The sequence below is a fragment of the Rahnella sp. CJA17(1/100) genome, assembly GCF_963881615.1.
Classification (GTDB): domain Bacteria; phylum Pseudomonadota; class Gammaproteobacteria; order Enterobacterales; family Enterobacteriaceae; genus Rahnella; species Rahnella aceris.
On sequence record NZ_CAWOJA010000013.1, the window covers coordinates 20942 to 44291 of the forward strand.

General features: G+C 49.1%; 19 protein-coding genes and 1 tRNA gene. 10 read left to right on the top strand and 10 right to left on the bottom strand.

Annotated features, from left to right (window positions below; all coding sequences use genetic code 11):
• Nucleotides 1–59 precede the first annotated feature (59 nt).
• Together AACU55_RS09300 and AACU55_RS09305 are read left to right on the top strand one after the other, a co-directional pair.
• Entirely contained in the window at nt 60–1250 is a 1191-nt protein-coding gene (locus AACU55_RS09300; RefSeq protein WP_037035110.1) for a YjgN family protein, read from the top strand.
• 3 nt (nt 1251–1253) lie between these two features.
• Nucleotides 1254–2279, top strand: coding sequence for a M48 family metallopeptidase (locus AACU55_RS09305; protein WP_134706872.1), 1026 nt, complete (start codon nt 1254–1256; stop codon nt 2277–2279).
• 57 nt (nt 2280–2336) lie between these two features.
• Here the strand turns inward: AACU55_RS09305 and AACU55_RS09310 are convergent, their stop codons facing one another.
• The 5 genes from AACU55_RS09310 to AACU55_RS09330 all read right to left on the bottom strand — a co-directional run bounded on the left by AACU55_RS09310 (nt 2337) and on the right by AACU55_RS09330 (nt 7948).
• The gene (locus tag AACU55_RS09310) at nt 2337–3311 is read right to left on the bottom strand and encodes a fimbrial protein (protein WP_134706873.1); all 975 of its coding nucleotides are present in this window, start codon (nt 3309–3311) and stop codon (nt 2337–2339) included.
• Nucleotides 3312–3327: 16 nt separating this feature from the next.
• Nucleotides 3328–5982 carry a fimbria/pilus outer membrane usher protein gene (locus tag AACU55_RS09315; RefSeq protein ID WP_134706874.1) on the bottom strand — a complete coding sequence of 885 codons (2655 nt, stop codon included), beginning with the start codon at nt 5980–5982 and terminating at the stop codon, nt 3328–3330.
• A gap of 38 nt (nt 5983–6020) precedes the next feature.
• A complete protein-coding gene (locus AACU55_RS09320; RefSeq protein ID WP_037033550.1) occupies nt 6021–6695 on the bottom strand; it encodes a fimbrial biogenesis chaperone in 675 nt (224 codons plus the stop codon).
• Nucleotides 6696–6811: 116 nt separating this feature from the next.
• Nucleotides 6812–7345 (bottom strand): fimbrial protein, encoded by a 534-nt coding sequence (locus AACU55_RS09325; protein WP_037033549.1) that lies wholly within the window; start codon nt 7343–7345, stop codon nt 6812–6814.
• A 75-nt stretch (nt 7346–7420) separates the two neighbouring features.
• A complete protein-coding gene (locus AACU55_RS09330; protein ID WP_037033548.1) occupies nt 7421–7948 on the bottom strand; it encodes a fimbrial protein in 528 nt (175 codons plus the stop codon).
• An 811-nt stretch (nt 7949–8759) separates the two neighbouring features.
• Here AACU55_RS09330 and AACU55_RS09335 point away from each other — a divergent pair.
• Both AACU55_RS09335 and AACU55_RS09340 read left to right on the top strand, forming a co-directional pair.
• Nucleotides 8760–9020: an IS3 family transposase gene (locus AACU55_RS09335; protein ID WP_051930991.1), complete on the top strand. Its 261-nt coding sequence runs from the start codon at nt 8760–8762 to the stop codon at nt 9018–9020.
• 150 nt (nt 9021–9170) lie between these two features.
• Entirely contained in the window at nt 9171–10202 is a 1032-nt protein-coding gene (locus tag AACU55_RS09340; protein WP_231576027.1) for a LysR family transcriptional regulator, read from the top strand.
• An 89-nt stretch (nt 10203–10291) separates the two neighbouring features.
• Here AACU55_RS09340 and AACU55_RS09345 read toward each other — a convergent pair whose 3' ends face one another.
• The 3 genes from AACU55_RS09345 to pepA form a co-directional block, all read right to left on the bottom strand.
• Entirely contained in the window at nt 10292–13147 is a 2856-nt protein-coding gene (locus AACU55_RS09345; protein ID WP_134706875.1) for a valine--tRNA ligase, read from the bottom strand.
• A complete protein-coding gene (locus tag AACU55_RS09350) occupies nt 13140–13625 on the bottom strand; it encodes a DNA polymerase III subunit chi (protein WP_013577147.1) in 486 nt (161 codons plus the stop codon). The genes AACU55_RS09345 and AACU55_RS09350 overlap by 8 nt, the downstream gene beginning before the upstream one ends.
• A 115-nt stretch (nt 13626–13740) precedes the next feature.
• Nucleotides 13741–15252: a leucyl aminopeptidase gene (gene pepA, locus AACU55_RS09355; protein WP_013577146.1), complete on the bottom strand. Its 1512-nt coding sequence runs from the start codon at nt 15250–15252 to the stop codon at nt 13741–13743.
• Between the two features lie 278 nt (nt 15253–15530).
• Here pepA and lptF point away from each other — a divergent pair, with 278 nt between their 5' ends.
• Together lptF and lptG are read left to right on the top strand one after the other, a co-directional pair.
• The gene (lptF, locus tag AACU55_RS09360; protein WP_013577145.1) at nt 15531–16625 is read left to right on the top strand and encodes an LPS export ABC transporter permease LptF; all 1095 of its coding nucleotides are present in this window, start codon (nt 15531–15533) and stop codon (nt 16623–16625) included.
• Nucleotides 16625–17695 (top strand): LPS export ABC transporter permease LptG, encoded by a 1071-nt coding sequence (lptG, locus tag AACU55_RS09365; protein ID WP_013577144.1) that lies wholly within the window; start codon nt 16625–16627, stop codon nt 17693–17695. Before lptF ends, lptG begins: the two co-directional genes overlap by 1 nt.
• A gap of 94 nt (nt 17696–17789) precedes the next feature.
• Here lptG and ampH read toward each other — a convergent pair whose 3' ends face one another.
• Nucleotides 17790–18929, bottom strand: a complete 1140-nt coding sequence (gene ampH / locus AACU55_RS09370) for a D-alanyl-D-alanine-carboxypeptidase/endopeptidase AmpH (RefSeq protein WP_134706876.1) — start codon at nt 18927–18929, stop codon at nt 17790–17792.
• A gap of 219 nt (nt 18930–19148) precedes the next feature.
• Here ampH and AACU55_RS09375 point away from each other — a divergent pair.
• The 4 genes from AACU55_RS09375 to AACU55_RS09390 all read left to right on the top strand — a co-directional run bounded on the left by AACU55_RS09375 (nt 19149) and on the right by AACU55_RS09390 (nt 23033).
• Nucleotides 19149–19233, top strand: a tRNA-Leu gene (locus tag AACU55_RS09375).
• A gap of 199 nt (nt 19234–19432) precedes the next feature.
• A complete protein-coding gene (locus AACU55_RS09380) occupies nt 19433–20698 on the top strand; it encodes a tyrosine-type recombinase/integrase (RefSeq protein ID WP_134706877.1) in 1266 nt (421 codons plus the stop codon).
• A gap of 170 nt (nt 20699–20868) precedes the next feature.
• A complete protein-coding gene (locus AACU55_RS09385; RefSeq protein WP_167686172.1) occupies nt 20869–22560 on the top strand; it encodes an ATP-binding protein in 1692 nt (563 codons plus the stop codon).
• Nucleotides 22560–23033 carry a hypothetical protein gene (locus AACU55_RS09390; protein WP_134706879.1) on the top strand — a complete coding sequence of 158 codons (474 nt, stop codon included), beginning with the start codon at nt 22560–22562 and terminating at the stop codon, nt 23031–23033. The genes AACU55_RS09385 and AACU55_RS09390 overlap by 1 nt, the downstream gene beginning before the upstream one ends.
• On the opposite strand, the gene dndE is transcribed toward AACU55_RS09390, so the two are convergent.
• A complete protein-coding gene (gene dndE / locus AACU55_RS09395) occupies nt 23013–23348 on the bottom strand; it encodes a DNA sulfur modification protein DndE (protein WP_134706880.1) in 336 nt (111 codons plus the stop codon). The two genes, AACU55_RS09390 and dndE, sit on opposite strands and share 21 nt — an antisense overlap.
• Nucleotides 23349–23350: the final 2 nt, after the last annotated feature.

A 23350-nucleotide genomic window follows, 5' to 3' on the forward strand; every position in this document is an offset into this window, starting at 1 on the left:
TCATCTTTCTTTATTTTAAGAAGGGCGGCTTCCCATTCCTTTCAGGACGAAAGATAAAAATGTCAGATAATAATCAATATAACGATAACCTGCATCAGGTACGTTTTCATGGCAAGGGCGGAGAGTATTTCGCAATATGGCTGGTTAATGCATTATTAACCATCATCACTCTGGGGGTTTATTCGGCATGGGCGACCGTTCGCCGTCGTCGTTATTTCCTCGGTAATACCGAAATTAATGGCGACCGTTTTGATTACCACGCAAAACCCGTTCAGATATTGAAAGGACGTTTGCTGGTGATTGGCGGCATTATCGTCTTTTATATTCTGGCCGCACTGCTGCCTCAGTTGGCTCTGTTGATTGCGCTGGTTTTCCTCGCGCTATTGCCCTGGGTGATTATCCGCAGTTGGCGTTATAACGCGATCATGACCAGTTACCGTGGCGTGCGTTTTAACTATCACTGCAAAACAGGCCGTGCGTACTGGACAATGTATCTGTGTCCGATTCTGTTAATGCTGGCGGTGTATATTCCGATCACCGCGGTGGTATTAATTGCCGTTCAGATGGCCAGTATCAGCGCGATTCTGATCAGCGTGGTATTAGTGGCGGTGGCATTGGTACCGGGTGTGGCAGCGGTGCAGGGTATTATCAGCGCCATGACACACGATCTGTATGTGAATAATCTCTTTTTCGGCAATACCGCTTTCCGCGCTGATCTGAAAAAAGCCGCATTTATTAAATATAGCCTGCTGGGCATTGTGTTATTCCTGCCTTTCCTGATCATCGCCCTGTGGCTGATGGGTTCCTTCTTCACCACGCTGTTACAGATGGCTTATATGGGGGGCATGTCTGAAGACATGGCGGGCATGATGCTGATGAGCAATTTATTCAGCTTCATTCTGGCCTTCATCATTATGTTTGTCGGCGCGCTGGTGGTGGCGAGCTATCAGGTGGTGGCTGTACGCAATTACGTCTTTAACCAGACGCAAATCGGTGATCGCGTGAAACTGCGTTCATCCATGAAAACGATGTCTTATCTGGGTCTGCTGTTCACCAATGCGCTGATTGTGGTCTGCTCGCTGGGGCTGGCAACGCCTGTCGCCCATGTCCGTTCCGCCCGCTATATGGCAGCCTGCACGGCGGTGACCGGTGATTTATCCCTGCTGGAAGTTCAGGCGCATGCTGACACCGCCAACACGGCAGTGGCAGAAGAAGTGACTCAGGCGTTCGACCTTGGCGTCGGAATGTAATGCATGATCATTGAAGGCTTTTATCAGCCTCCGGGACGGGCAGCTCGCAAGGCTGCCCGCCTTTTTTTGGGCGGCGACCCGCGTCTGACGCTGGAAGCCGAAAACCTGAACCCGACTTTTTCTCTCAGCGAGATCGAGGTTTCTGATGCGCTGGGCACGATCCCGCTGTTTCTCACTTTTCCCGATGGTGGCCGTTTTGTGCCTGCCGATGACGGTGCATTTCGTCACTGGTTACGGCAGCATCGCCGGCCCGGCTGGATATACCGCATGGAAAGCCATAAGCGCGGGGTGCTCCTCACCTTGCTGGCGACCTGCCTGCTGATTTTCTTTTATATCTACGGTTTATTGCCGTGGGCCAGCAATGTGATTGCGCAGCGAATTCCCACCACTGTTGAGCAAAACCTCGGGCGTCATACGCTGACACTGCTCAGCGCCAGTGATTTCCGGGATTCGGCGTTGCCTGCCGATAAACAGAAAGCACTTCAGCAGCTTTTCCAGCAGGTGATCCCGCCGTCATTACGCACCGACCGTACGCCGGTCCGGCTGAAGCTGATGAATATTCCCGATGTGGCTAACGCTTTCATGCTGACGGACGGCACGCTGATCCTCAGCGATAAACTGGTGGCGCTTAGCCCGGGTGATGACGCGCTGGCAGGGGTAATGCTGCATGAGATGGGACATCACGCTTACCGGCATCCCATGCGCATGCTGGTGCGTTCCTCGCTGGTGTCCCTCACGCTGTTATGGATGACCGGCGATGTCAGCGGCATTGGCGATACCTTATTACAAACGGCGTCGCTGGCGAATGAACTGCAATTTTCCCGCGGTATGGAGCGTGAAGCGGATAACTGGGCGATAGTAGAAATGAAGCGGGAAGGGCGCTCGCTTGAGCAAATGGCTGAGATTTACCGTCGTTTGTCCGCAGATGCGGAGAATGAGAAAGCGAATGAATATCTACCTGACTGGCTGAGTTCGCACCCTGCTATGGCGTCGCGAATAGAACATATCAGGGAGGCTGAGAAGGAGTAGATTTATCAGTAAAAGTGTCTGACGGATTCTGATAAAGAATCCGTCAGACGCTAACGATTATTCGTAGGTTACGGTGAAGTTCGCCACCGCATTGGCGACACCCGGTTTGATTGTATCAGCAGTTTGTATATAGGCCGCAGTCAGCGGAATGTCGAATGCGCCTTCCTGAGTTGTCTTGGTGACAAATGTCTTTTTGTCAAATTCAACCAGTTTACTATTAAGTTTTAGCTGTATCCCTACACCTTCCGCCCCCCCTTTGGTCAAATCAATAATGCCATTACCCAGCGAAGATTGGGCGTCGAAGCTGATATTGACCGTCGTGTCTGCGTAGCATTGCAGAGGGATTTTGATGTCTACCGGGGGGAGTGTTGAGTTCTTGCCACTAAAATCTTCCTTTTTGGCTTCACCCATTGGCACAGGGATCGCGCTTGAGCCGGTGATTTCGCAAGATGCCTGCTTAATTACGACTGTTCCTATGTTTACTTTAAAGACATCTTTGTTGCCTGCACTGTCCTCCATCACAACTGAAGCCAGATTACCCGTCGTTACCTTGCCGGGAACGATCTCCCCCGTTTTAACGAACTCAACTTTTACGTTGGAGAGATAAATAGGGGTAGTGCCATCCCCTGTCTGGATTTGGATAGTATGTAAAGGATTAACTTGTCGATAATCTATAGTAACGCGTATTCCTACTCCCTCGACCCCACTCTTATAAATCGAGTTATTTGTTAAACTACCTGGAAAGGTAGAAAGATTTGGAATATTGTTTAACATGTAATCACCGGTACAGCTATTGGCCAGTACATTTAGCTGATTATAGGTGTAAGTTGCGAGTACGCTGCCTACAGGCTGGCTTTGCATTGCTGTAATTTGACGATCTACCGTTACTTTCCCAAATGTGGAGGGATAGTTACAAACACCCAGCGCCATGGCGTTATGCACACCACAGATCAACAAAAGTACTGCCAGTATTGACCGTATTCCCATCTTGCCGGAGCCGGTTTTTTTTAAAATAGCATATAAATTCTTCATGTTACTTCCTCATGCCTCAGTGGCATTGCGCCGTAATTTGTTTAATCAGCGCAGACGGGTCACTGGCATTGCTGCTGGTCAGCGAGTAAGCGCCTTTACACTGCTCGTTGCTGCCGTTACCCCATTTCGCCATGATGTTGCCGGTTTCCGGCAGGCCGGTCAGGTAAACTTCTCCGTTGTCACTGACAATGCCGGTGACGGTGCTGTCGTTATCCAGCAGGCTGACGGTGGCACCAAACGGCACCGGTTTACCCATAAACAGCAATTGCACTAAAGCACGCTGGCCGACGCGGGTTTTGAATTCTGCACGCACTACCGCACCGCGGGTTGGGATCACCGTCTGGCTGCTCATGTCCATATCCACATCGTCGCCGAAGCTCTCGGTTTCCAGCGTCACGCTGTTTTTGCGGTATGGCTGGGCATACGGCACGACGGCATAGCCGCGCCAGTCGGTGTGTACACCGCTGTTGTTTTCGACGTTGACGTCATCAGCCCCCGGCGCTTTCACCAGCGTCACGGTATCGCCCAGCGGTTGTGACAGCGTGATGCCGTTTTCATGAAGCAGAATGCCGCCCTGAATGCCGTAACTCCACTGGCGGCTTTCCTGGTCATAGCTGTAACCGAGGTTGCCTTCGCCGGAGCCGCCTTTGTAATCCATGCTGGCATTACCGGACGCGCCGTTGCCCTGATTTTCATACCCCTGCTGCGCGGAATAACTGAGGTTTTTATCATCCAGCAGGGTGCCGCTGATACCGGCCTGCTGAACGGTGGAACCGTGGCGTTTGGTGCTCATGTTGTAGGTTGCCCATGTGCCTGAAGGCCCCATGAACTTATCGAGCGGCACCGACATGTTGAAGGCAAACACCTGATCGGCCTCTGTCATGCCCGGGTTTTTCGAGTAGTTGTAGTTAAAGCCGTAACTGATACCGTAAATGCTGGTGTTGTAACCCAGTTGTAACAGCTTCTCTTTACCGTCGCCGCCCCAGTAATCCTGCTGACTGCCGCTGACATAAATTGAACCGTAGTCACCGATTGACTGGTTGACGGACAACTGCATTTTGCTGCGCTGGTTATGCGAGCGGTTGTAATTGTCGAAATCATTGTCAGTGTCTTGCTGGTAGTTCTGAACGTCACTGAAGGCGTAATAACCTTCGGTGGAATAACGGTAACCGGCGATTTGCAGGTTGGTGTCCGTTGCCTCGAAGTTCTTGGCATACATTGCCCGGTAGGACTGACCTTTTTTGGTGCCCAGCGCATCATCAAATTCACTGGTGGCTTGTGTGGCGTCAAATGACACCGCACCGACGTTGCCTAAGTCAAAACCGACACCCACGTTAGCGGCACGGTAATTTTCGGCATACTGCACGCCACCGTAAACGGTGGTGCGCGCCGTCAGACCGTAAATATTGGACAGCTGAATAAAGTTCGGGGTTTGAGTATCGTCATTACCTGAGCGGTATTTACCCAGTGCCAGGTTGTATTTGAAGCGGCCTTCACGTTGTAAAATCGGCACTGAACTGGTCGCAATATTGAATTTGGTGGTGGAACCGTCAGATTCCGTTACCGTCACTTCCATATCGCCGCCGTTACCGGACGGATAGAGATCCGTGATCGCGAACGGCCCCGGCGATACGTTGGACTGGTAGATCACATAGCCATTCTGTTTGATAGTGACCTGCGCATTAGACTTGGCAATGCCTCGCACCGTCGGCGCAAACTGGTTCATGGAATCCGGCAGCATCTGGTCATCGGAGGCAAGTTGAGCCCCGGTAAACTGGATACTGTCAAAGACATCGGCGGGCGTGGAATATTCGCCCAGCGTCAGTTGGCCCCCCTGCAGAAAACGCACGTCACGCTGCACATAGGTATTAATCGACTCAAAATTACTGGTGTTGGTGTCGTCGCCGCCGTGCGAGCCTTCGGTCTGCTGATTGCTGTAGGTTGAATAGTTACGCACACGCCACGCGCCGAGGTTTGCCCCGCTGCGCAGGTTAACGAAGTTACTCTTTGACTGACCGCTGTCATCGCGCTCCGTGGTGGAACCGGAATAGCTATAGTTGAGCATAAAGGCGGCGATGCCGTTATCCCAACGCTTCGGATCCACCGAGTTACGCGGACGCATATTTACCCCGATTTGCGGCACGGTAATGTCATAACGCTTGCGGTTTAAATCGAGATTTTCAGTGGCCTGCGGCACATAGGCACTCAGTGGCTTGGTCAGCTTTGCGTCAGGTGCAACGGCTTTCAGATCCGGATACACATCCAGTTTCACGCCGTACTCTGCCATCTCCGCGGGTGTGATCGCGCCGTAGAGTTTACCCGGTGCATCCGGCAGGCTGACGAACTCGACGTTGCGTGAATCGACCTGCTGGTTATTCAGATAGATATCGACCTGATACGTACCGGGCATCTGGCCGCCCTTTTCGGCAAAATAATCCAGATTAACGTTTTCCAGGTCACCGCCATCACCGATAGCTTTTAACATCTCAGGGTTAAATGTTTCAGCAGAATAAGCCAGGCAGGGCAGAGATAACAATATGAAAAAGGATAAGGGTTTTAATAAAAAAGAGCGGGCAGTAGTGATGCTTTTTAATGCGCCACTCTTTCTTTTTTCACCTTTTCTTCTCGTGCTGTCTTTGTCCCGATGATTTTTAATATTGTTATTTTCCATAATAAACAGACATTCCCGGTTTTAATCTTTCGAATTATTTAAATTGATGCTTTGGCTTTTTCGGTTAATCCGCCGAAGTCATTAATAGCCTGCCAGACGATACTGTTTCCCGTCGGGGCATTGTCAATTTTCAACGACGATTTTGGCGGTACCATATAACCCTCTTTTAATTCTTTGCCGTTCACGCTAATTTTTGTCATGTTGACGTAATAAGGTGTCGGATTACTGGCAGTTATCGCGCTGCCTGAGCGGGAGAAGGTGAGTTGCTGATACGCTTTGGCAATCGCCTCTTTGTTATTCAATGTCGTCGGCCGGTAGATCAGTTTGATACGTGTATTGATAGAGAACTGCAATGAGTTCTTTTCTTTAGACGCAGGAGGAATAGCCAGCGTGTTAATCCAGTAGACAGACTCTTTGTCCTGCGCTAAAGACGACGAAGACTGGGTAATACGTACGGCATTATCCTGACCCGGTTCAATGCGGAACAGCGGCGGAGTGATAATAAAAGGCACTTTTTCACCCGCTTTATCAGAACTCACCCATGAGCGAATAAGATAAACATTCGAGTCCTCGGTGTTTTTAACTGAAAGTGACGCTTCTTTCATATTGCCGTTATAAATAACACGTGTAGCTCCGACAGAAAAGCCAGCAAACGAAGGGGTGGATAATGCGATCAGTAACAAAGAGAATAGAGATTTTTTAAATAATGACATAATTAGCCTTGAGAGTTGAAGGTAATGATCTCACTGTAATGTTGAGGAAATTAAATGAAATGGCTGAGGGTTGGTTCAGCCATTTTATTAAAAAAACACACGTATTACAGAGGATATTACTCGTAAGACATAGTGAAAGTTAGTGGCACATCAATAGTACCTGCAACAGCAGCACTTTCAGTGGTGGTTTTGGTTAAACCAACGAGGTAGTTCAGGGTGTTTTCGCCAGCAACGATGGCTTTATCATTACCGAATTCTTTTGGTGTAATAACAGCACCGGTTTCAGCATCGGAAATCACAATACCCACATAGCGTGCAGTGGAGTTACCGACAAACACAGTTGGGGTGATGCCGGAAGTTTTGCCATCAAGCTTAATTTTAGCAACAGACAGGCCTTCAGGACAGCCAGCCAGTGTGATGCTAAATGGCTTCTGCAATCCTGATGAAGTGGAGCCAGCAGCCATAGAGTTTAATGATGAAGCAGAGAAGCTATCAAAAGTTACTGGCACAACAGTGCTGTTTGCAGCAACTGAACAAGAGCTTGCGCTCACTTCACCAGTGAAGTTCAGGGAACCATCATCTGCCTGAGCAGCAGAAACACCCAGACCCAACATAACAACTACAGCAGCACTTAATTTTTTCATATTCATGATCGGTTTAATCCTTTTAACCAAATTCTATTAACTTGGTGTTTTATTTTCAGCAAGCCAATAAATCGGGAAATATTAGTTGTAAGACAGAACAAAAGTAGTTGTTGCGTTGAATGCACCACCGGTAACTGCTTCAGCAGTGGACATTGCAGCCGCTTCCAGATTAATGGTTGCAACGCCGGTTTCAGCATTGATTGGTGCTGCAACAGAAGCAGAGTGCATTGGGATCAGATCGCCGCCTTTGTTATAAATAGCGATGCCCAGACCGGTAGCCATTGAATCAGTAGACAGGGCCAGCAACTGGTTGTTAGTTGCATCAGATGCACCATTCGCAGTAAACATTACGCCAGTCTGAGAAACAGGGCATTCAGTCAGATTCAAGACGATGTCTTTCTTGTCTGAAATTGCGCCAACAGTTGCAAAGCTTTCAGCGGACAGGGTTTCAAATGGCACGTCAGTGGTGCTGCTTGCATCAACTGTGCATGAAGTTGCAATAAGAGTACCAGTAACATTCAAAGTACCAGTATCACCAGCATTTGCACCCATTGCTGCAACCATACCGGCAGCCAGTACACTCATTTTAAAAAACGAAGTCATTTTCATTACTATTCCTTTATTTTAACAAGAACACACTCTTCATAAGAGCGGGTGGTGGATGATAAAGAGATTTTATAAGCCGGTACCCCTTATCGTTGGAGCGCATTATTCATAGTTGCCGTATGAATCGCCATTGCATACGCTGAATATACTATTCAGTAAACTTAAGAATGGATATATATGTATGAATCATGGCAGATTTATATGATATTTTTATTTTTATAAGAATGGTGCGAACTTTAATTTAAGTTAGTTAAAGGTATAGTTCAGTAAAGTGTTCTGTCCTAATAATCGGTGACACCGACTTAAGAGGATATAATCCTTGAACAGGAGGAGCCCATGGCCCGAACAACAGAAAGGCCATGGCCTTCTTTGCTAAAGAGCAACGCTGAGGTTCGCTTTTATTAATGAGCATCGCCGGTTCTGGCCGGTGGCACTGCTTTATCGAACCATGACGGTGAGCCGTAACGGATTTTATCGGTGGTTAAAGGCAAAATATCGCCCAGAGGCCTCATTGAATGCTGAACGAGATGCCCATGCTTTAGCCTGCTGGAAAGCAAATCGCGGAAGCCTTGGAAGACGAGCATTAAGTATCGTGTTGCATAAAGAAGGTTTTAATCTGGGACGCTATCCGACATGTAGCCTAATGAAAAGGCTCAGGTTATCAGGTCGCCAACGCCGACGCAGATATGTCATAGCGAAAGATATTAACGTAGCTATGCCTAATCATCCTGTTCGTGAGTTTAACGTTGATGCTGCCAATAAAAAGTGGGTGACCGACATAACGTACATACCGACGCGTCAGGAATGGTAGCGGTTGGCGAACTTTATTCCCTTTAAGGTCGTGGGGTGGGACGTAGCTAAAACGATGACAGATGAGTTAGCGTTAAGCGCATTGCGCGTGGCAAAAGTGTGGCGACAGCCGAAGGGTAAAGTGCTGGTTCATTCAGATCAGGGGAGCCAATATACCGGTGGAGCATGGCGTCAATATGCCGAAGATAATGATATTGAACTGAGCCAAAGTCGTCGTGGAAATTGCTGGGATAATGCCGTAATGGAGCGTATTTTGGCAGTCTGAAATCGGAGTGGGTAAAAGATCGCTGCTATCAAGTTTTCAGTATTTATTGCGCTGTTATTAGCGTGTCTGTTAATTGATTTTTTTAACTATAATCGTTCTATTTTACTCATTGAAATAAATGAAATTTAATTTTCGGTAAGGAGACCAAAATTGAGTATCTTGACTATGATTGATGGTGAGAATACGAACTCTCGTATTTCACCAGAGGTCAGGGGACTGGACAGGATGAAAGAGAACACACTCACCGATCGTTTTAAAATGGTGAAGAATTTTGATCTCAATTTATTGACTACGTTTGAGGCTGTTTTTATTCATCGTAGCGGAACCAAAGCCGCAGATGCCCTTGGCATCACGCCTTCTGCTGTCAGTCAGGCACTGGGGCGCTTACGTGTTCATTACAATGACGCACTGTTTATCAGGGACGGAAAGGCACTGGCACCGACCACCGTTGCGATCGGGATACACGAAGGCCTGGCGGAGGCTTACGACAATTTAGTGGCGAAATTGCAGAATATCTCGTTTGATTCTCTGCCGACCCGACTTGTTGTTCACTGCTCACCTTACATTTCAATGTTTACGATAAACGTGATGCGCAAGGTACTGGATGAAATTGCACCCGACTGTGAAATAGTGCACAGCACGAGCGGCAATTCGATTGCTGAAACTGAAGATGCTCTGATTTTCCGTAAGGCTGACATCATTTTTGACGTTCATCCGCACGTTAGCCATTCCCGGGTTAGCCAGCATATTTCCAGCGAAGTGCCGGTGATGATTTGCCGCCGATCGCATCCTCGCCTTAGAGGGAGCCTGTCAAGGGAGCAGGCTGCGCAAGAGAGCCATATTTTCGTTGATTCCGAGAGTACTAGTCTTTTATCTAACAGGTTGGATGTTAATACTTTGCTGCATGTTGACAGGAAATGTCGGTTTATCAGCCCTTCATTTCTCTCCATTATCTCGATGGTAGAAACATCCGACATGCTGGCTTTTATCACAGAACGTTTCTATGAAAAAATGAAAAATTCTTTTGATATCCAGAAGTTGTCGACGGATATGACATTGCCTTCTCAACCGGTCTATATGGTTTACAATAAAGCTGCACTTAATAACCAGTTTTTCTCAACGCTGGTGAGAAAAATGACAGATACTTTTTTGCAGGAATTTCAGAACAATTCCCCGGGTTAATCAGGTTGTTGCAGGAATAAAAAATGCCAGTCAGGTTTCACTGACTGGCATCTGTTTTTATAGATTTTAACATTTACATCTGGCTGAGATTACAGCGCAGCAATCGTGGCTTTCTGTTCCGCCAGTTTCACTTTCGCTTCACCACAGGCCGTCAGACGCTCACGCTCTTTGGCGACAACCGCTTCCGGCGCACGCGCCACAAAACCTTCGTTAGACAGCTTGCCTTCGATCGAAGCAATCTCGCCGTCCAGTTTCGCCATCTCTTTGTCCAGACGTGCCAGTTCGGCATCTTTATCAATCAGACCGGCCATTGGGATCAGCAGTTCAGCACCTTCCACCAGCTTAGTAACAGAGACCGGGCCTTTGTCGCCAGCAGGCAGAATGGTGATGGACTCCAGACGCGCCAGAGACTGAATAAAGCTCAGGTTCTGTTCCACACGACGTTGTGCATCCGCACTCGCGCCACGCAGCAGCAGTTCCAGCGGCTTGGCCGGAGACAGGTTCATCTCGGCACGCACGTTACGGATAGCGATGATCGCCTGCTTGATCCACTCGAGATCGGCCAGCGCCAGTTCGTCCGCTTTTGCTGCATCAAACTCAGGGAAAGGCTGCAGCATAATGGTTTCTGCTGTGATGCCTTTCAGCGATTTCACGCGCTGCCAGATGGTTTCGGTGATGAACGGAATAATCGGGTGCGCAAGACGCAGCAGACCTTCCAGCACTTCCACCAGCGTATGACGGGTGCCACGCAGTTGCGCTTCGTTGCCACCGTTCATGACCGGTTTGGTCAGCTCAAGATACCAGTCGCAGAACTGGTTCCAGGTGAATTCATACAGAATGCTGGCAGCCAGATCGAAGCGGTAGTTATCCATCGCTTCACGGTAAGATTTCACCGTGCGGTTATATTCCGCCAGGATCCAGCGGTCAGCCAGTGACAGCTCAAGTTCGCCGCCGTTCAGGCCACAATACTGATCTTCGGTGTTCATCAGCACGAAGCGGCTGGCGTTCCACAGCTTGTTACAGAAGTTGCGGTAGCCTTCAAGACGCTTCATATCCCAGTTGATGTCACGGCCGGTAGACGCCAGTGCCGCCAGCGTGAAGCGCAGGGCATCAGTACCGTGCGGTTCGATGCCGTTCGGGAATTGCTTCTCGGTGCGCTTGCGGATTTTCTCTGCCAGTTGCGGCTGCATCATGTTGCCGGTACGTTTTTCCAGCAGATCTTCCAGCGAGATACCGTCAATCATATCCAGCGGATCGATAACGTTACCTTTGGACTTGGACATTTTCTGCCCTTCGTCGTCACGGATCAGGCCGGTCATATACACGGTGTGGAACGGAACCTGTGGCTTACCGTTTTCGTCTTTCACGAAATGCATGGTCATCATGATCATGCGCGCGATCCAGAAGAAGATGATGTCGAAGCCGCTGACGACCACGCTTGAAGGGTGGAAAGCTTTCAGGTCAGGCGTCTGTTCTGGCCAGCCCAGCGTGGAGAACGTCCACAGACCGGAAGAGAACCAGGTGTCGAGCACGTCTTCGTCCTGAGTCAGCACGACGTCTGCGCCCAGGTTGTTCTCGCTGCGCACTTCCGCTTCGTCACGACCAACAAACACGTTGCCTTCGGCGTCATACCACGCCGGAATGCGATGTCCCCACCAAAGCTGACGGGAAATACACCAGTCCTGAATGTCACGCATCCAGCTGAAGTACATGTTTTCGTATTGCTTCGGCACGAACTGAATGTCGCCTTGCTCAACGGCTTCCACCGCAACTTTCGCCAGCGGTGCCGTGCGCACGTACCACTGGTCAGTCAGCATTGGTTCGATAACTACGCCGCCACGGTCACCGTAAGGCACGGTCAGATCGTGAGGTTTGATTTCTTCCAGCAAACCGGCTTCGTCGAAGGCGGCGACCACGGCTTTACGTGCGGCAAAACGCTCAAGGCCACGGAACTGCTCAGGGATATCGTTGGCGCATGCATCGCTTTCTTCGCCGTTAGTATCGAAGATTTCAGCGGTCTGGCGGATATCACCATCGAAAGTCAGGATATTGATCATCGGCAGGCCGTGACGTTTACCGACTTCATAGTCGTTAAAGTCATGCGCCGGGGTGATCTTCACGCAACCTGTACCTTTTTGCATATCGGCGTGTTCATCGGCAACAATCGGAATACGACGGCCTACCAGCGGCAGAATGATCTCTTTGCCGATCAGATCGCGGTAACGCGGATCTTCCGGGTTAACGGCAACGCCGGTATCACCGAGCACGGTTTCCGGACGCGTGGTGGCGACCACCAGGTAATCTTTGCCTTCAGCAGTTTTCGCGCCGTCAGCCAGCGGATAACGCAGGTGCCACATGGAACCTTTGGATTCGCGGTTTTCCACTTCAAGATCTGAAATCGCGGTACGCAGTTTCGGATCCCAGTTCACCAGACGTTTACCGCGGTAAATCAGGTCTTCTTTGTACAGACGAACGAACACTTCGCGCACGGCGTCAGACAGGCCTTCGTCCATCGTGAAGCGTTCACGCTCCCAGTCCACGGAATCACCCAGGCGGCGCATCTGGCGGGTAATGGTGCCGCCGGATTCTGCTTTCCAGTCCCAGATTTTGTTGATAAACGCTTCACGGCCGTAATCGTGACGGGTTTTGCCTTCTTCAGCGGCGATTTTACGTTCAACCACCATCTGCGTTGCGATACCCGCATGGTCAGTCCCCGCCTGCCACAGCGTATTTTTACCCTGCATGCGCTGATAGCGGATCATGGCGTCCATGATGGTTTGCTGGAAAGCATGACCCATGTGCAAGCTGCCGGTGACGTTCGGCGGCGGGATCATGATGGCAAAGCTTTCTTTACTGGTGTCACCATGTGGCTTGAAATAGCCCTGTTGTTCCCAGTGCTCGTAAAGCGGCTGCTCGATGTCTTGCGGGTTATATGTCTTATCCATTTCGCTTCGTATTTTCGTCGGTCAATGTGGTGACTGAGGGCGGCGTGGCCGTCGTCAAAGAGAAACCCACGCTGCGATAGGCTTTGTAGCGTTCGCGCGCAAGTTGTTTAAGGGAATCTTCGTAAGGAACGAAGTCTACCACTTCATGGAAAGCAGTAGCAAAATCTGCAAACTCAGGCAGCAGGCTGATGAGCAAGTCGCGTGGCGCATTGCCGCGTTTTCCCGGCCAGCATAATTCTACCGGCGCGCCAAAACGCGGGCCTTCACCGGCCAGATTATGGGGCACAAAGTGGTTCGGCTCGCGTTGCCAGAGCGCTTCATCCAGGCGCTCTGCTTGTTTCTGATCTTCACAGGCCAGCAGAACACGTTTGCCCATCCGGTAACGTTCAGCGGCGACCAGACAGGCCAGTGCTTCGTGCGAGCTGAGCTCGCCACTGGCGTCCGGCGCATCGAGAAGAAAGAAGGTTGCCTGTTTCATGATGAGTTCACTGTGCTGCTGAGAAAAAACAGGGGCGCAACTGGTGCGCCCGCCTGTGGAGGGGCTGGCGAACCAGCCCCTGATAGTGGAGATTATATCTTATTTAGCAGAGGAATCACTCATCGCCATCCAGCCCTGCACGGTTGAGCAGGAACTGTGACAACAGCGCAACCGGACGACCGGTTGCGCCTTTGTTCTTGCCTGAACGCCATGCGGTACCGGCGATATCCAGATGTGCCCAACTGTATTTGCGGGTGAAACGCGACAGGAAGCAACCGGCGGTGATCGCACCACCCGGACGGCCACCGATGTTTGCCATATCCGCAAAATTAGAATCCAGCTGTTCCTGATATTCATCAGCCAGCGGCAAACGCCATGCACGGTCACCCGCCTGTTCGGACGCGCCGATCAGTTCATGCGCCAGCGGATTGTGATTCGACAGCAAACCGGTGATGTGATGGCCAAGCGCAATCACGCAGGCACCGGTCAGCGTAGCGACGTCAATCACCAGCTCAGGATCGAAACGCTCAACGTAGGTCAGTGCATCGCACAGCACCAGGCGGCCTTCGGCGTCCGTATTCAGCACTTCGACAGTCTGGCCGGACATGGTGGTCAGAATGTCGCCCGGACGGAATGCCTGACCGCCAGGCATGTTTTCACAGCCTGCCAGCACGCCAATGACGTTCAGTGGCAGATTGAGTTCAGCCACCACACGCATCGCACCGTAAACAGCTGCGGCGCCACACATGTCGTACTTCATTTCATCCATATCCGCGGCGGGCTTAATGGAAATACCACCGGAATCGAAGGTCAGACCTTTACCCACGAGCACGATAGGCTTAGCGTCCGGGTTAGGATTTCCTTTATATTCCATCACCGACATCAGGGATTCGTTTTTCGAACCCTGACCCACCGCCAGATACGCATTCATTCCCAGCTCTTTCATCTGCTGCTCGCCGATAACGCGGGTCGTGATGTTGGTGCTGAACGCATCTGCCAGCTGACGGGCCTGTGATGCCAGATATGCGGCGTTACAGATGTTCGGGGGCATATTGCCGAGATCTTTTGCGGCTTTAATACCGGCTGACACCGCCAGACCGTGTTGAATGGCGCGCTCACCGCTGGTCAGTTCACGGCGGGTCGGCACGTTGAACACCATTTTACGCAGCGGACGGCGCGGCTCGGTTTTGTTGCTTTTCAACTGATCGAAAGTGTAAAGCGACTCTTTGGAGGTTTCGACCGCCTGACGCACTTTCCAGTAAGTATTACGGCCTTTTACGTGCAGCTCGGTGAGGAAGCAAACGGCTTCCATAGAACCGGTGTCGTTCAGGGTGTTAATGGTTTTCTGGATAACCTGCTTGTACTGGCGCTCATCCAGCTCGCGTTCTTTGCCGCACCCAATCAGCAAAATGCGTTCTGAAAGAATATTCGGTACATGATGCAGTAAGAGGGTCTGGCCCACTTTGCCTTCAAGTTCGCCACGGCGAAGCAGGGCGCTGATGTAGCCATCACTGATTTTATCGAGTTGTTCGGCAATCGGTGACAGGCGGCGAGGTTCGAAAACGCCGACTACAATACAGGCACTGCGTTGTTTTTCCGGGCTACCGCTTTTTACGCTGAACTCCATGCACTCTCCTGAATCTTAAAGACAAGGGCGGGAGGTACGGCTAGAATGAGTCGCCGGAGACACTCTCCCGTCATTGTGTTAACGACCTGTGTTAACCTTAAACGGCGTTAGTTTTTATTTTGGCGGCTATAAGCAAGTTCCTATAGGACACCCCAATTCTCGGTGTTGTAATACTATTTTAGCTGCGAAGGTTGCCATATGATGAGAATAAATGACGGATTAGCGATGAAACTAGCGATTTTCCTTCAAAAAGACAAGTTTTCACAGGCGTATTAAGCGTGATCATCATTAGATATCTGGTTAGGGAAACCTTCAAGAGCCAATTTGCCATTCTGTTCATTTTGCTTCTCATCTTCTTCTGTCAGAAGCTGGTCAGAGTGCTCGGAGCAGCGGTCGATGGCGATATCCCAACAAATTTAGTTCTCTCACTTCTGGGCCTTGGCGTTCCGGAGATGGCGCAGCTTATTCTGCCGCTCAGTCTGTTCCTCGGCCTGTTGATGACGCTCGGTAAACTTTATACCGACAGTGAAATCACGGTCATGCACGCCTGTGGTCTTGGAAAACGGTCACTGGTCATCGCCGCGCTGGTTCTGGCGCTATTTACGTCAGTTTTTGCTGGCGTGAATGCGATCTGGCTCAGCCCGTGGTCGTCGAAACATCAGGATGAAGTGCTGGCGGAGGCGAAAGCCAACCCGAGCATGGCCGCGATGGTCGAAGGCCAGTTCCAGCAAGCCCAGAACGGCAATGCAGTGCTGTTCGTTGGCAGTGTTAAAGGGAAAGAATTTCATAACGTCTTCCTGGCTCAACTGCGCCCGAACGGCAACCAGCGGCCTTCCGTTGTGGTCGCTGATAAAGGACATATGTTGCAGCGTGCGGACGGTTCCCAGCAGGTGATGCTGGATAAAGGTACCCGTTATGAAGGCACTGCACTGTTGCGTGATTTCCGCGTGACGGATTTCACCGATTATCTGGCGGTTATCGGGCATCAGGCTGTACAGCTTGACCCTAATCAGTCGGATCAGATGACCATGACGCAACTCTGGAATTCCAACGAACCGGAAGCGCGGGCAGAGCTGAACTGGCGTTTAACGCTGATCGTTTCAGTCTTTATTATGGCGTTGCTGGTGGTTCCGCTCAGCGTGGTGAATCCTCGTCAGGGGCGTGTACTCAGTATGCTGCCAGCGATCCTGCTGTATCTGATTTTCTTCCTGCTGCAAACCTCGCTGCGCTCCAACGGTGCCAAAGGTAAGCTGGATCCGATGCTCTGGATGTGGGGAACCAACCTGCTCTACTTTGCACTGGCATTGGTGCTTAATGCATGGGACACCTTGCCGGTTCGCAAGATCCGCGCGCGTCTGAGAGGAGCTGCCTGATGTTTGGCGTATTAGACCGTTACATTGGTCGCACTATTTTCAACACCATCATGATGACGTTGTTCATGCTGGTGTCACTCTCCGGCATCATCAAGTTTGTCGATCAGTTGCGTAAAGTCGGGCAGGGCGGATATTCCGCCGCCGGCGCAGGTTTATACACCCTGCTGAGCGTACCGAAGGATATCGAAATCTTCTTCCCGATGGCAGCGCTGCTGGGCGCATTGCTGGGCCTCGGCACGCTGGCAACACGCAGCGAGCTGGTGGTGATGCAGGCATCCGGTTTCACCCGCATGCAGATTGCCGCCTCCGTGATGAAAACGGCGATCCCGCTGGTGCTGCTGACCATGGCGATTGGTGAATGGGTTGCGCCGCAGGGCGAACAAATGGCGCGTAACTACCGTGCGCAACAGATGTACGGCGGTTCACTGCTTTCCACGCAAAACGGAGTGTGGGCAAAAGACGGTCACGATTTTATCTACATCGAACGCGTGGCGGGTGAAAAAGAGCTGACCGGCGTCAACATCTATCATTTCAATGAAGAGAATAAACTGCAGTCAGTCCGTTACGCGTCATCCGCGACCTTTGATAATGGTGAGTGGAAACTCTCTCAGGTGGATGAATCTGATCTGACGGATCAACTGCAAATCACCGGTTCGCAGACGCTGACCGGCGTATGGAAAACCAACCTGACGCCGGACAAACTCGGTGTGGTTGCGCTCGACCCTGACGCGTTGTCGATCAGCGGCCTGCACAACTATGTGAAATACCTGAAGCAGAGCGGGCAGGAAGCAAAACGTTACCAGCTGAATATGTGGAGTAAAATCTTCTCGCCACTGTCCGTTGCGGTGATGATGCTGATGGCGCTGTCGTTCATCTTCGGGCCTTTACGCAGCGTACCGATGGGTGTGCGCGTGGTGACCGGTATTTGCTTCGGTTTTCTGTTCTACGTGCTTGACCAGATATTCGGCCCGTTAAGCCTGGTTTACAGTATTCCGCCGATTCTGGGCGCATTGCTGCCGAGCGGGCTTTTCTTCGTCATCAGCATGTTCTTATTGCTGAAAAAACGCTAAATCCGGCAGTACAGATAAACAAAAAGCAGGCTCTTTACAGAGGCCTGCTTTTTTACATCTGAATTCTGAATTCTGAATATTGAGAACTGAGCCGTCAGATCTCGTTATTACGCACCAGATCGGCCACCAGATTGTTTACGCCATCGCTCATATTTTTAAACTTCGTCAGTTCGCTGCGGGTCACAACCACGAACACGCCTACACCGCGCTGCGGCACCATCGCGACATACGTGATAAAGCCACCACCGCCGCCGGTTTTCTGAATGATACGTGGCAGCAACGGCGTCGGCGCCATCGTTACCCAGCCCATTCCCAGCGAGTCCGCCATTCCCGGTACATCCATTCCTTTGAGCGAGACCAGATCCGTACGCTTGTAATACATCTTCTGCGCCATATCGGCGGTTGTAGTGCGTTGCCCGAGGAACTGACGCATCCAGCGGCCCATATCGGCAGGCGTGGAATAAAGGCCTCCGCTGCCTGCTGCCGCAATAGTGTTGATACACGGGCTCGGACGCAGACCTTCCATCAGGCGTGAACACTGGCTGGCGTTTGGCGTCAGCGTGGTATCGACCATGCCGAGCGGCTGAGTGATTTGCTCGCGCAGCAACTGGGTATAAGGCTGATTAGCGGCTTTCGATAATGCATCGGACAGCAGGTCAAACGCCAGATTTGAGTAAGAGGCGCGTGCACCCGGCGGCACAGTCAGTTTGGCGACACTCAGCCAGCTCCAGCGATCACTTTTAGTCGGCCAGGTGAAGACGGCACGATGTGCGACACCGCCCGGCTGCTCGCGCGGCAAACCGCTGGTGTGGGTGGCGAGATTCAGCAGGGTGATCGGATTTGTGCCGCTGTAAGCAGGAACACGGGCACCGGCCGGGGCGTATTTACGCAACGGATCGTTAAAACTGACTTTGCCCTGCTGCGCCATTTTTACCAGCACTTCACTGGTAATAAGTTTGGTCAGCGAGGCGATACGCACCACAGAGTCTTCACGTGGTCGCAAATCGGAACCGGGACGGGTTTCCCCGAAGCTGCGGAAAACCTGCTGATTGTTATCAACGACAACCAGCGCCATTCCCATCGCGCCGCTGCCGTAAAAGATGTGTTCTGCATGGTCATCCACGACCTGCGACGCCAGACGCGCATTCTGCTGCGCGTGGCTCCATAAAGGCGTACTGGCGAAGGCCAGCGCGAGGAGCGAAAGTGAGAGTTTTTTCAACAAGCTGGTATCCATCAACAGGGCAAGATCTAATCGTGATTTGTATACTAATGCGAAGTTTGAGAAACGGCATTGGAAAAACGTGGGTAAACAGAAGATTTTTGTCAGCAAATCCTCACTGAGCTGCGGTGTATGACTGTTTTTTCAACACTTAAACCGAACAAGGCGGGATAACTATTGCGTGACCGGCTGGGCTGGGTATAATGCCCACGTTTTCCGCATACTACTTTCAGTGCCGAAGTGGCGAAATCGGTAGACGCAGTTGATTCAAAATCAACCGCCGCAAGGTGTGCCGGTTCGAGTCCGGCCTTCGGCACCATTAGTATGTAAATAGACCTCAATTGAGGTCTTTTTTTATGTCTAAAATCCAGTCCCCGCAAGGCTTTACCCCGCTTTTCAGTCAACCGACGTCAATCTGAGTTACCCCACATCAACATGCTTGTGAGTATAGAACCGAGTATATATGCTGGTTCGATAATGCTTATATACTCACGGCAGCATATGGAAGGAATACCATCATGGCCCTGACTGATACCAAGGTGCGTTCGGCAAAACTTGAGGCAAAGGAATACTCGCTCGTCGATGGCGACGGCATGTTTTTGCTGATACACCCTAACGGCTCCAAATATTGGCGCTTTCGTTTCCGCTTTGGCGGCAAGCAACACCTTATGGCCTTTGGTGTATACCCAGAGACATCCCTTGCTGATGCCAGACATAAAAGAGAAGCTGCCAGAAAACTGGTTGCGGCAGGCATTGACCCCCGCGAACAAAAACGCGCAGTAAAAGAAGAGTTGGCTAAAGAAGTCTTCACCTTCGAAGTAGTTGCCAGAGAATGGCATGCAACTAATAAGAAGTGGTCAAAAGACCATAGCTCTCGTGTTTTGAAAACGCTGGAAGACTTTCTTTTCCCGGCTATCGGTAAACACAATATCACTGAACTTAAGACTCGAGATTTACTGGCACCCATAAAAGCCGTGGAGAAGTCTGGACGTCTTGAGGTGGCTTCGCGTCTGCAACAGCGCACAACAGCAATCATGCGCTATGCCGTACAAAGCGGTTTGACCGATTATAATCCCGCTCAGGAAATGGCTGGTGCCGTCGCTACAGCAAAACGGCAACATCGTCCCGCCTTAGAACTTAGCCGCACTCCTGAACTACTTCATCGTATCGACACCTACACCGGCAGACCGCTCACTCGTTTAGCTATAGAAATAACGTTGCTTACCTTTATCCGTTCCAGCGAACTGCGTTTCGCCCGTTGGTCGGAGATCGATTTCGAGACATCCATGTGGACGATACCGGCAGATCGTGAGCCGCTGGAAGGTGTTAAGCACTCTCACCGCGGATCTAAGATGCGAACGCCACATCTGGTACCGTTATCTCGTCAGGCGCTTGCAGTCCTTGAGAAAATACAACGGCTAAATGGTAATCGCGATTTAATTTTCGTTGGTGATCATGATCCCCGTAAACCGATGAGTGAAAACACGGTTAATAATGCACTCCGGGTGATGGGCTATGATACGAAAGTGGAAGTCTGTGGCCATGGTTTTAGAACCATGGCATGTAGTTCATTGATTGAGTCGGGGATGTGGTCTAAGGATGCGGTTGAGCGGCAGATGAGTCACCAGGAACGTAACTCTGTGCGTGCGTCTTACATTCATAAGGCAGAGCACTTGGATGAACGCAGGCTAATGCTGCAGTGGTGGGCTGATTTTCTCGATGCGAATCGGGAGAAGGGGCTTAGTCCGTTTGATTTTGCAAAAAAAAACAGTATTGCTCATTAACTAACACTTTATAAGGTATGCAGAATTTCATACCTTATTTTTTGTATCTGCCCTAGGCATACGGTATAAAAGGGTATTAGCCTAGGTTTGCGGCATTTATCCATGTCCCCAAAAACCTCGGCTCGACAGCTCTGGTGGGGAATGTGAGATCAATCATGTTTGGAGAACACATGAATAATGAAATAGCGATCGATTTTAACGCTGGTAGAATATGTGAAGCTATTGCCAAAATTGGCTATGAACCACATACAGCAATTATGGATATAATTGATAACTCAGTAACTGCTAGCGCAAAAGATATCAGCGTTAACTTAATTCTTGCTGAGGGTAAAAATCTGAAATCAAGAAATGCGGTGTCAACTTATGTAATTACAGATAACGGTAATGGCATGGACTCGGATGGTATAAAAAACGCATTTTCACTTGGTTCGAATAATAGTAACTACGCACAAAATAGCTTGTCGAAGTATGGACTGGGTTTGAAGTCCGCGGGGCTTTCTTTAGGGACATCAATTACCATCATCAGCAAAGTCGATGACTGTATATATGGGCCATTCACATTTGATAGCAATGCTATAAAAGAGCAAAATAAGCTTTTCATAAATAAAAGAAAGCTTGATGATTTTTTGGTGCTAATACCTGATTTCTTTACTGAAAGCACTTCAGGAACGGTAGTGCTGGTGCAAGGGTGTGAAAGTATTAACCAAGCATCGCCTAAGTTAACGACAGAGAAACTGAAGAAGCGTCTTGGTGTAACATACTTTTCTTTTTTAAAGAAAGATGATCCTTTGAGAATAACATTAGATATAAAACCATATGGCCAGGTTGGTAATGTAATATCTATTCAGCCAAGGGATATGTTATTCATGGATAGTCCTGATTTCAAAGAGCGGTACATTCCAGATGAATATGATTATTATAGCCCAATTCTTGCCATGAAGGATAAATGGGTTCTTCAGGATGTAAAAGGGGATGATCTTCCTGTTATAGAAATAAAAGCTGTCGTTTTTCCGCAGGCTAGTATGGCTGAGTCTAAATCGCCACTTCCTCAAAGTTTAAAAGATAAAATATCGACATATGAAATATCTAAAGAAAATAGTGGATTTTTTATATACAGGAATGGCAGATTAATACGCTGGGGAGATGATTTGGATGGAATAATAACAAAGGATGATTTTAATGTAAGAATAAGGATGGATTTAGAAACTGCTCATGATGATGTTCTGCATGTTGATATTACAAAGCAAAGATTAGAAATTGATGATGAAACTCGAAATAAATTAAAGGCTATAGTTGATAAAGCTTTAGTTACTGCAAAAAATATTCGAGTTGATTGTCAGGATAAATTAAAATCAACTAAAAATGAAGAGGGGTTAGGGTTTACTGCAACTATAGAAAATGTATCGGAGGATGATCCTGATTTAATTACAGGTCAGTTAAATTCTGAGATCATTAAGAGAAGAAATGACAGTGCTATAGATGGCGAAAATGCTAAGCAAGAATTAGACATCAAAATAGATGATAAAGCTCATCATAGTTTCAGGAAGATTGTATATTCAGAAAAAGTTGATTACGGGATGGTGTGGAAAGCGTTTTATGATGCTACAGAGGGGGTTTTTGTAGGTATTAATAAAAATCATCCTTTCTATAAGGAGTTTCTATCTAGGTACCCTGAAAATAGTACGGAACGTATTGTTTCAGAAGCATTAATTTTTTCTGTTGGTCTTGCTGAAAGAAATACACGTGATAACTTTGTAGAGGTTGATGTGGAGATATTTAATAGGATCTTTAAGAAGTTCCACAACAATGTAAACAATTGGTTGGCCGAATGGTCGGGTGAAAACATTAACTTGGCAGAATAATGATTAAGAGTAATGGTGTATTAGTTGGAGCAAGGTATTGCTCCAATATATATTTTATTATTCACAATGGTTATTTATACATTGGTGAGACTGGAGGTCATCCTTCAATCAGATGGGGAGGGCACCTGAGCAAGGGAGGAACCCTTAGGGAGAATTTGAGGAGATTTGAGGAAGATGATATCAATGAATGTGAAGAAATCTTTTTCGCTAGTGTTGCAACTAGTATCATTGACTATGAAGATGATTTAAATAGAAAAATAGCTAGAAAGGCTGTTGAGTACGAAGTTCAAAGGCATTTTTTTTTAAATCCATATATTTTTGGCGAAGAACTTCGTGTTGTATCCACAGCCTCTAGCAACCCAGTAAGACATAGCTTTGGTTTTGATCCAGATTCATTTTCACAAGCCATACTAAAAATGGCTGTTGAAAAATACAAAAAATGGAAATTAATGCTAGAGTGTGGAGACCTTTAAGAGGGTATTTAAGCCTCGAGATATATGCGTTTTGATAAAGTCGTGGATATTCTGTTCCGCCATATCTTTTTTGCTTCTGAACAATACAATTGATTCATAAATCTTGTGCTCGCTACCTGCAAATGTTCTCCAGGTCATTTCAACATTACTATCCGAAGGAATATCTTCCTTCGGTGGTACTGTTGGATCAGCTAATGATTTACAAAGCGCCCAGCGGCACAGAACATTCCAGTTTTCTATACCAGTCTTGCGTTTAAGAGTGATAAGTTGTTGTTTTTGCTTTTCAGATAAGCGAATAATATCAATATGTTGCATGA

Excerpts from the sequence above, each read along its gene's own strand:
- AACU55_RS09300 (WP_037035110.1), top strand. The coding sequence starts at position 60 with ATGTCAGATAATAATCAATATAACGATAACCTGCATCAGGTACGTTTT.
- AACU55_RS09305 (WP_134706872.1), top strand. The coding sequence starts at position 1,254 with ATGATCATTGAAGGCTTTTATCAGCCTCCGGGACGGGCAGCTCGCAAG.
- AACU55_RS09310 (WP_134706873.1), bottom strand. The coding sequence starts at position 3,311 with ATGAAGAATTTATATGCTATTTTAAAAAAAACCGGCTCCGGCAAGATG.
- AACU55_RS09315 (WP_134706874.1), bottom strand. The coding sequence starts at position 5,982 with ATGGAAAATAACAATATTAAAAATCATCGGGACAAAGACAGCACGAGA.
- AACU55_RS09320 (WP_037033550.1), bottom strand. The coding sequence starts at position 6,695 with ATGTCATTATTTAAAAAATCTCTATTCTCTTTGTTACTGATCGCATTA.
- AACU55_RS09325 (WP_037033549.1), bottom strand. The coding sequence starts at position 7,345 with ATGAATATGAAAAAATTAAGTGCTGCTGTAGTTGTTATGTTGGGTCTG.
- AACU55_RS09330 (WP_037033548.1), bottom strand. The coding sequence starts at position 7,948 with ATGAAAATGACTTCGTTTTTTAAAATGAGTGTACTGGCTGCCGGTATG.
- AACU55_RS09345 (WP_134706875.1), bottom strand. The coding sequence starts at position 13,147 with ATGGATAAGACATATAACCCGCAAGACATCGAGCAGCCGCTTTACGAG.
- AACU55_RS09350 (WP_013577147.1), bottom strand. The coding sequence starts at position 13,625 with ATGAAACAGGCAACCTTCTTTCTTCTCGATGCGCCGGACGCCAGTGGC.
- pepA (WP_013577146.1), bottom strand. The coding sequence starts at position 15,252 with ATGGAGTTCAGCGTAAAAAGCGGTAGCCCGGAAAAACAACGCAGTGCC.
- lptG (WP_013577144.1), top strand. The coding sequence starts at position 16,625 with ATGTTTGGCGTATTAGACCGTTACATTGGTCGCACTATTTTCAACACC.
- ampH (WP_134706876.1), bottom strand. The coding sequence starts at position 18,929 with ATGGATACCAGCTTGTTGAAAAAACTCTCACTTTCGCTCCTCGCGCTG.
- AACU55_RS09380 (WP_134706877.1), top strand. The coding sequence starts at position 19,433 with ATGGCCCTGACTGATACCAAGGTGCGTTCGGCAAAACTTGAGGCAAAG.
- AACU55_RS09385 (WP_167686172.1), top strand. The coding sequence starts at position 20,869 with ATGAATAATGAAATAGCGATCGATTTTAACGCTGGTAGAATATGTGAA.
- AACU55_RS09390 (WP_134706879.1), top strand. The coding sequence starts at position 22,560 with ATGATTAAGAGTAATGGTGTATTAGTTGGAGCAAGGTATTGCTCCAAT.
- dndE (WP_134706880.1), bottom strand. The coding sequence starts at position 23,348 with ATGCAACATATTGATATTATTCGCTTATCTGAAAAGCAAAAACAACAA.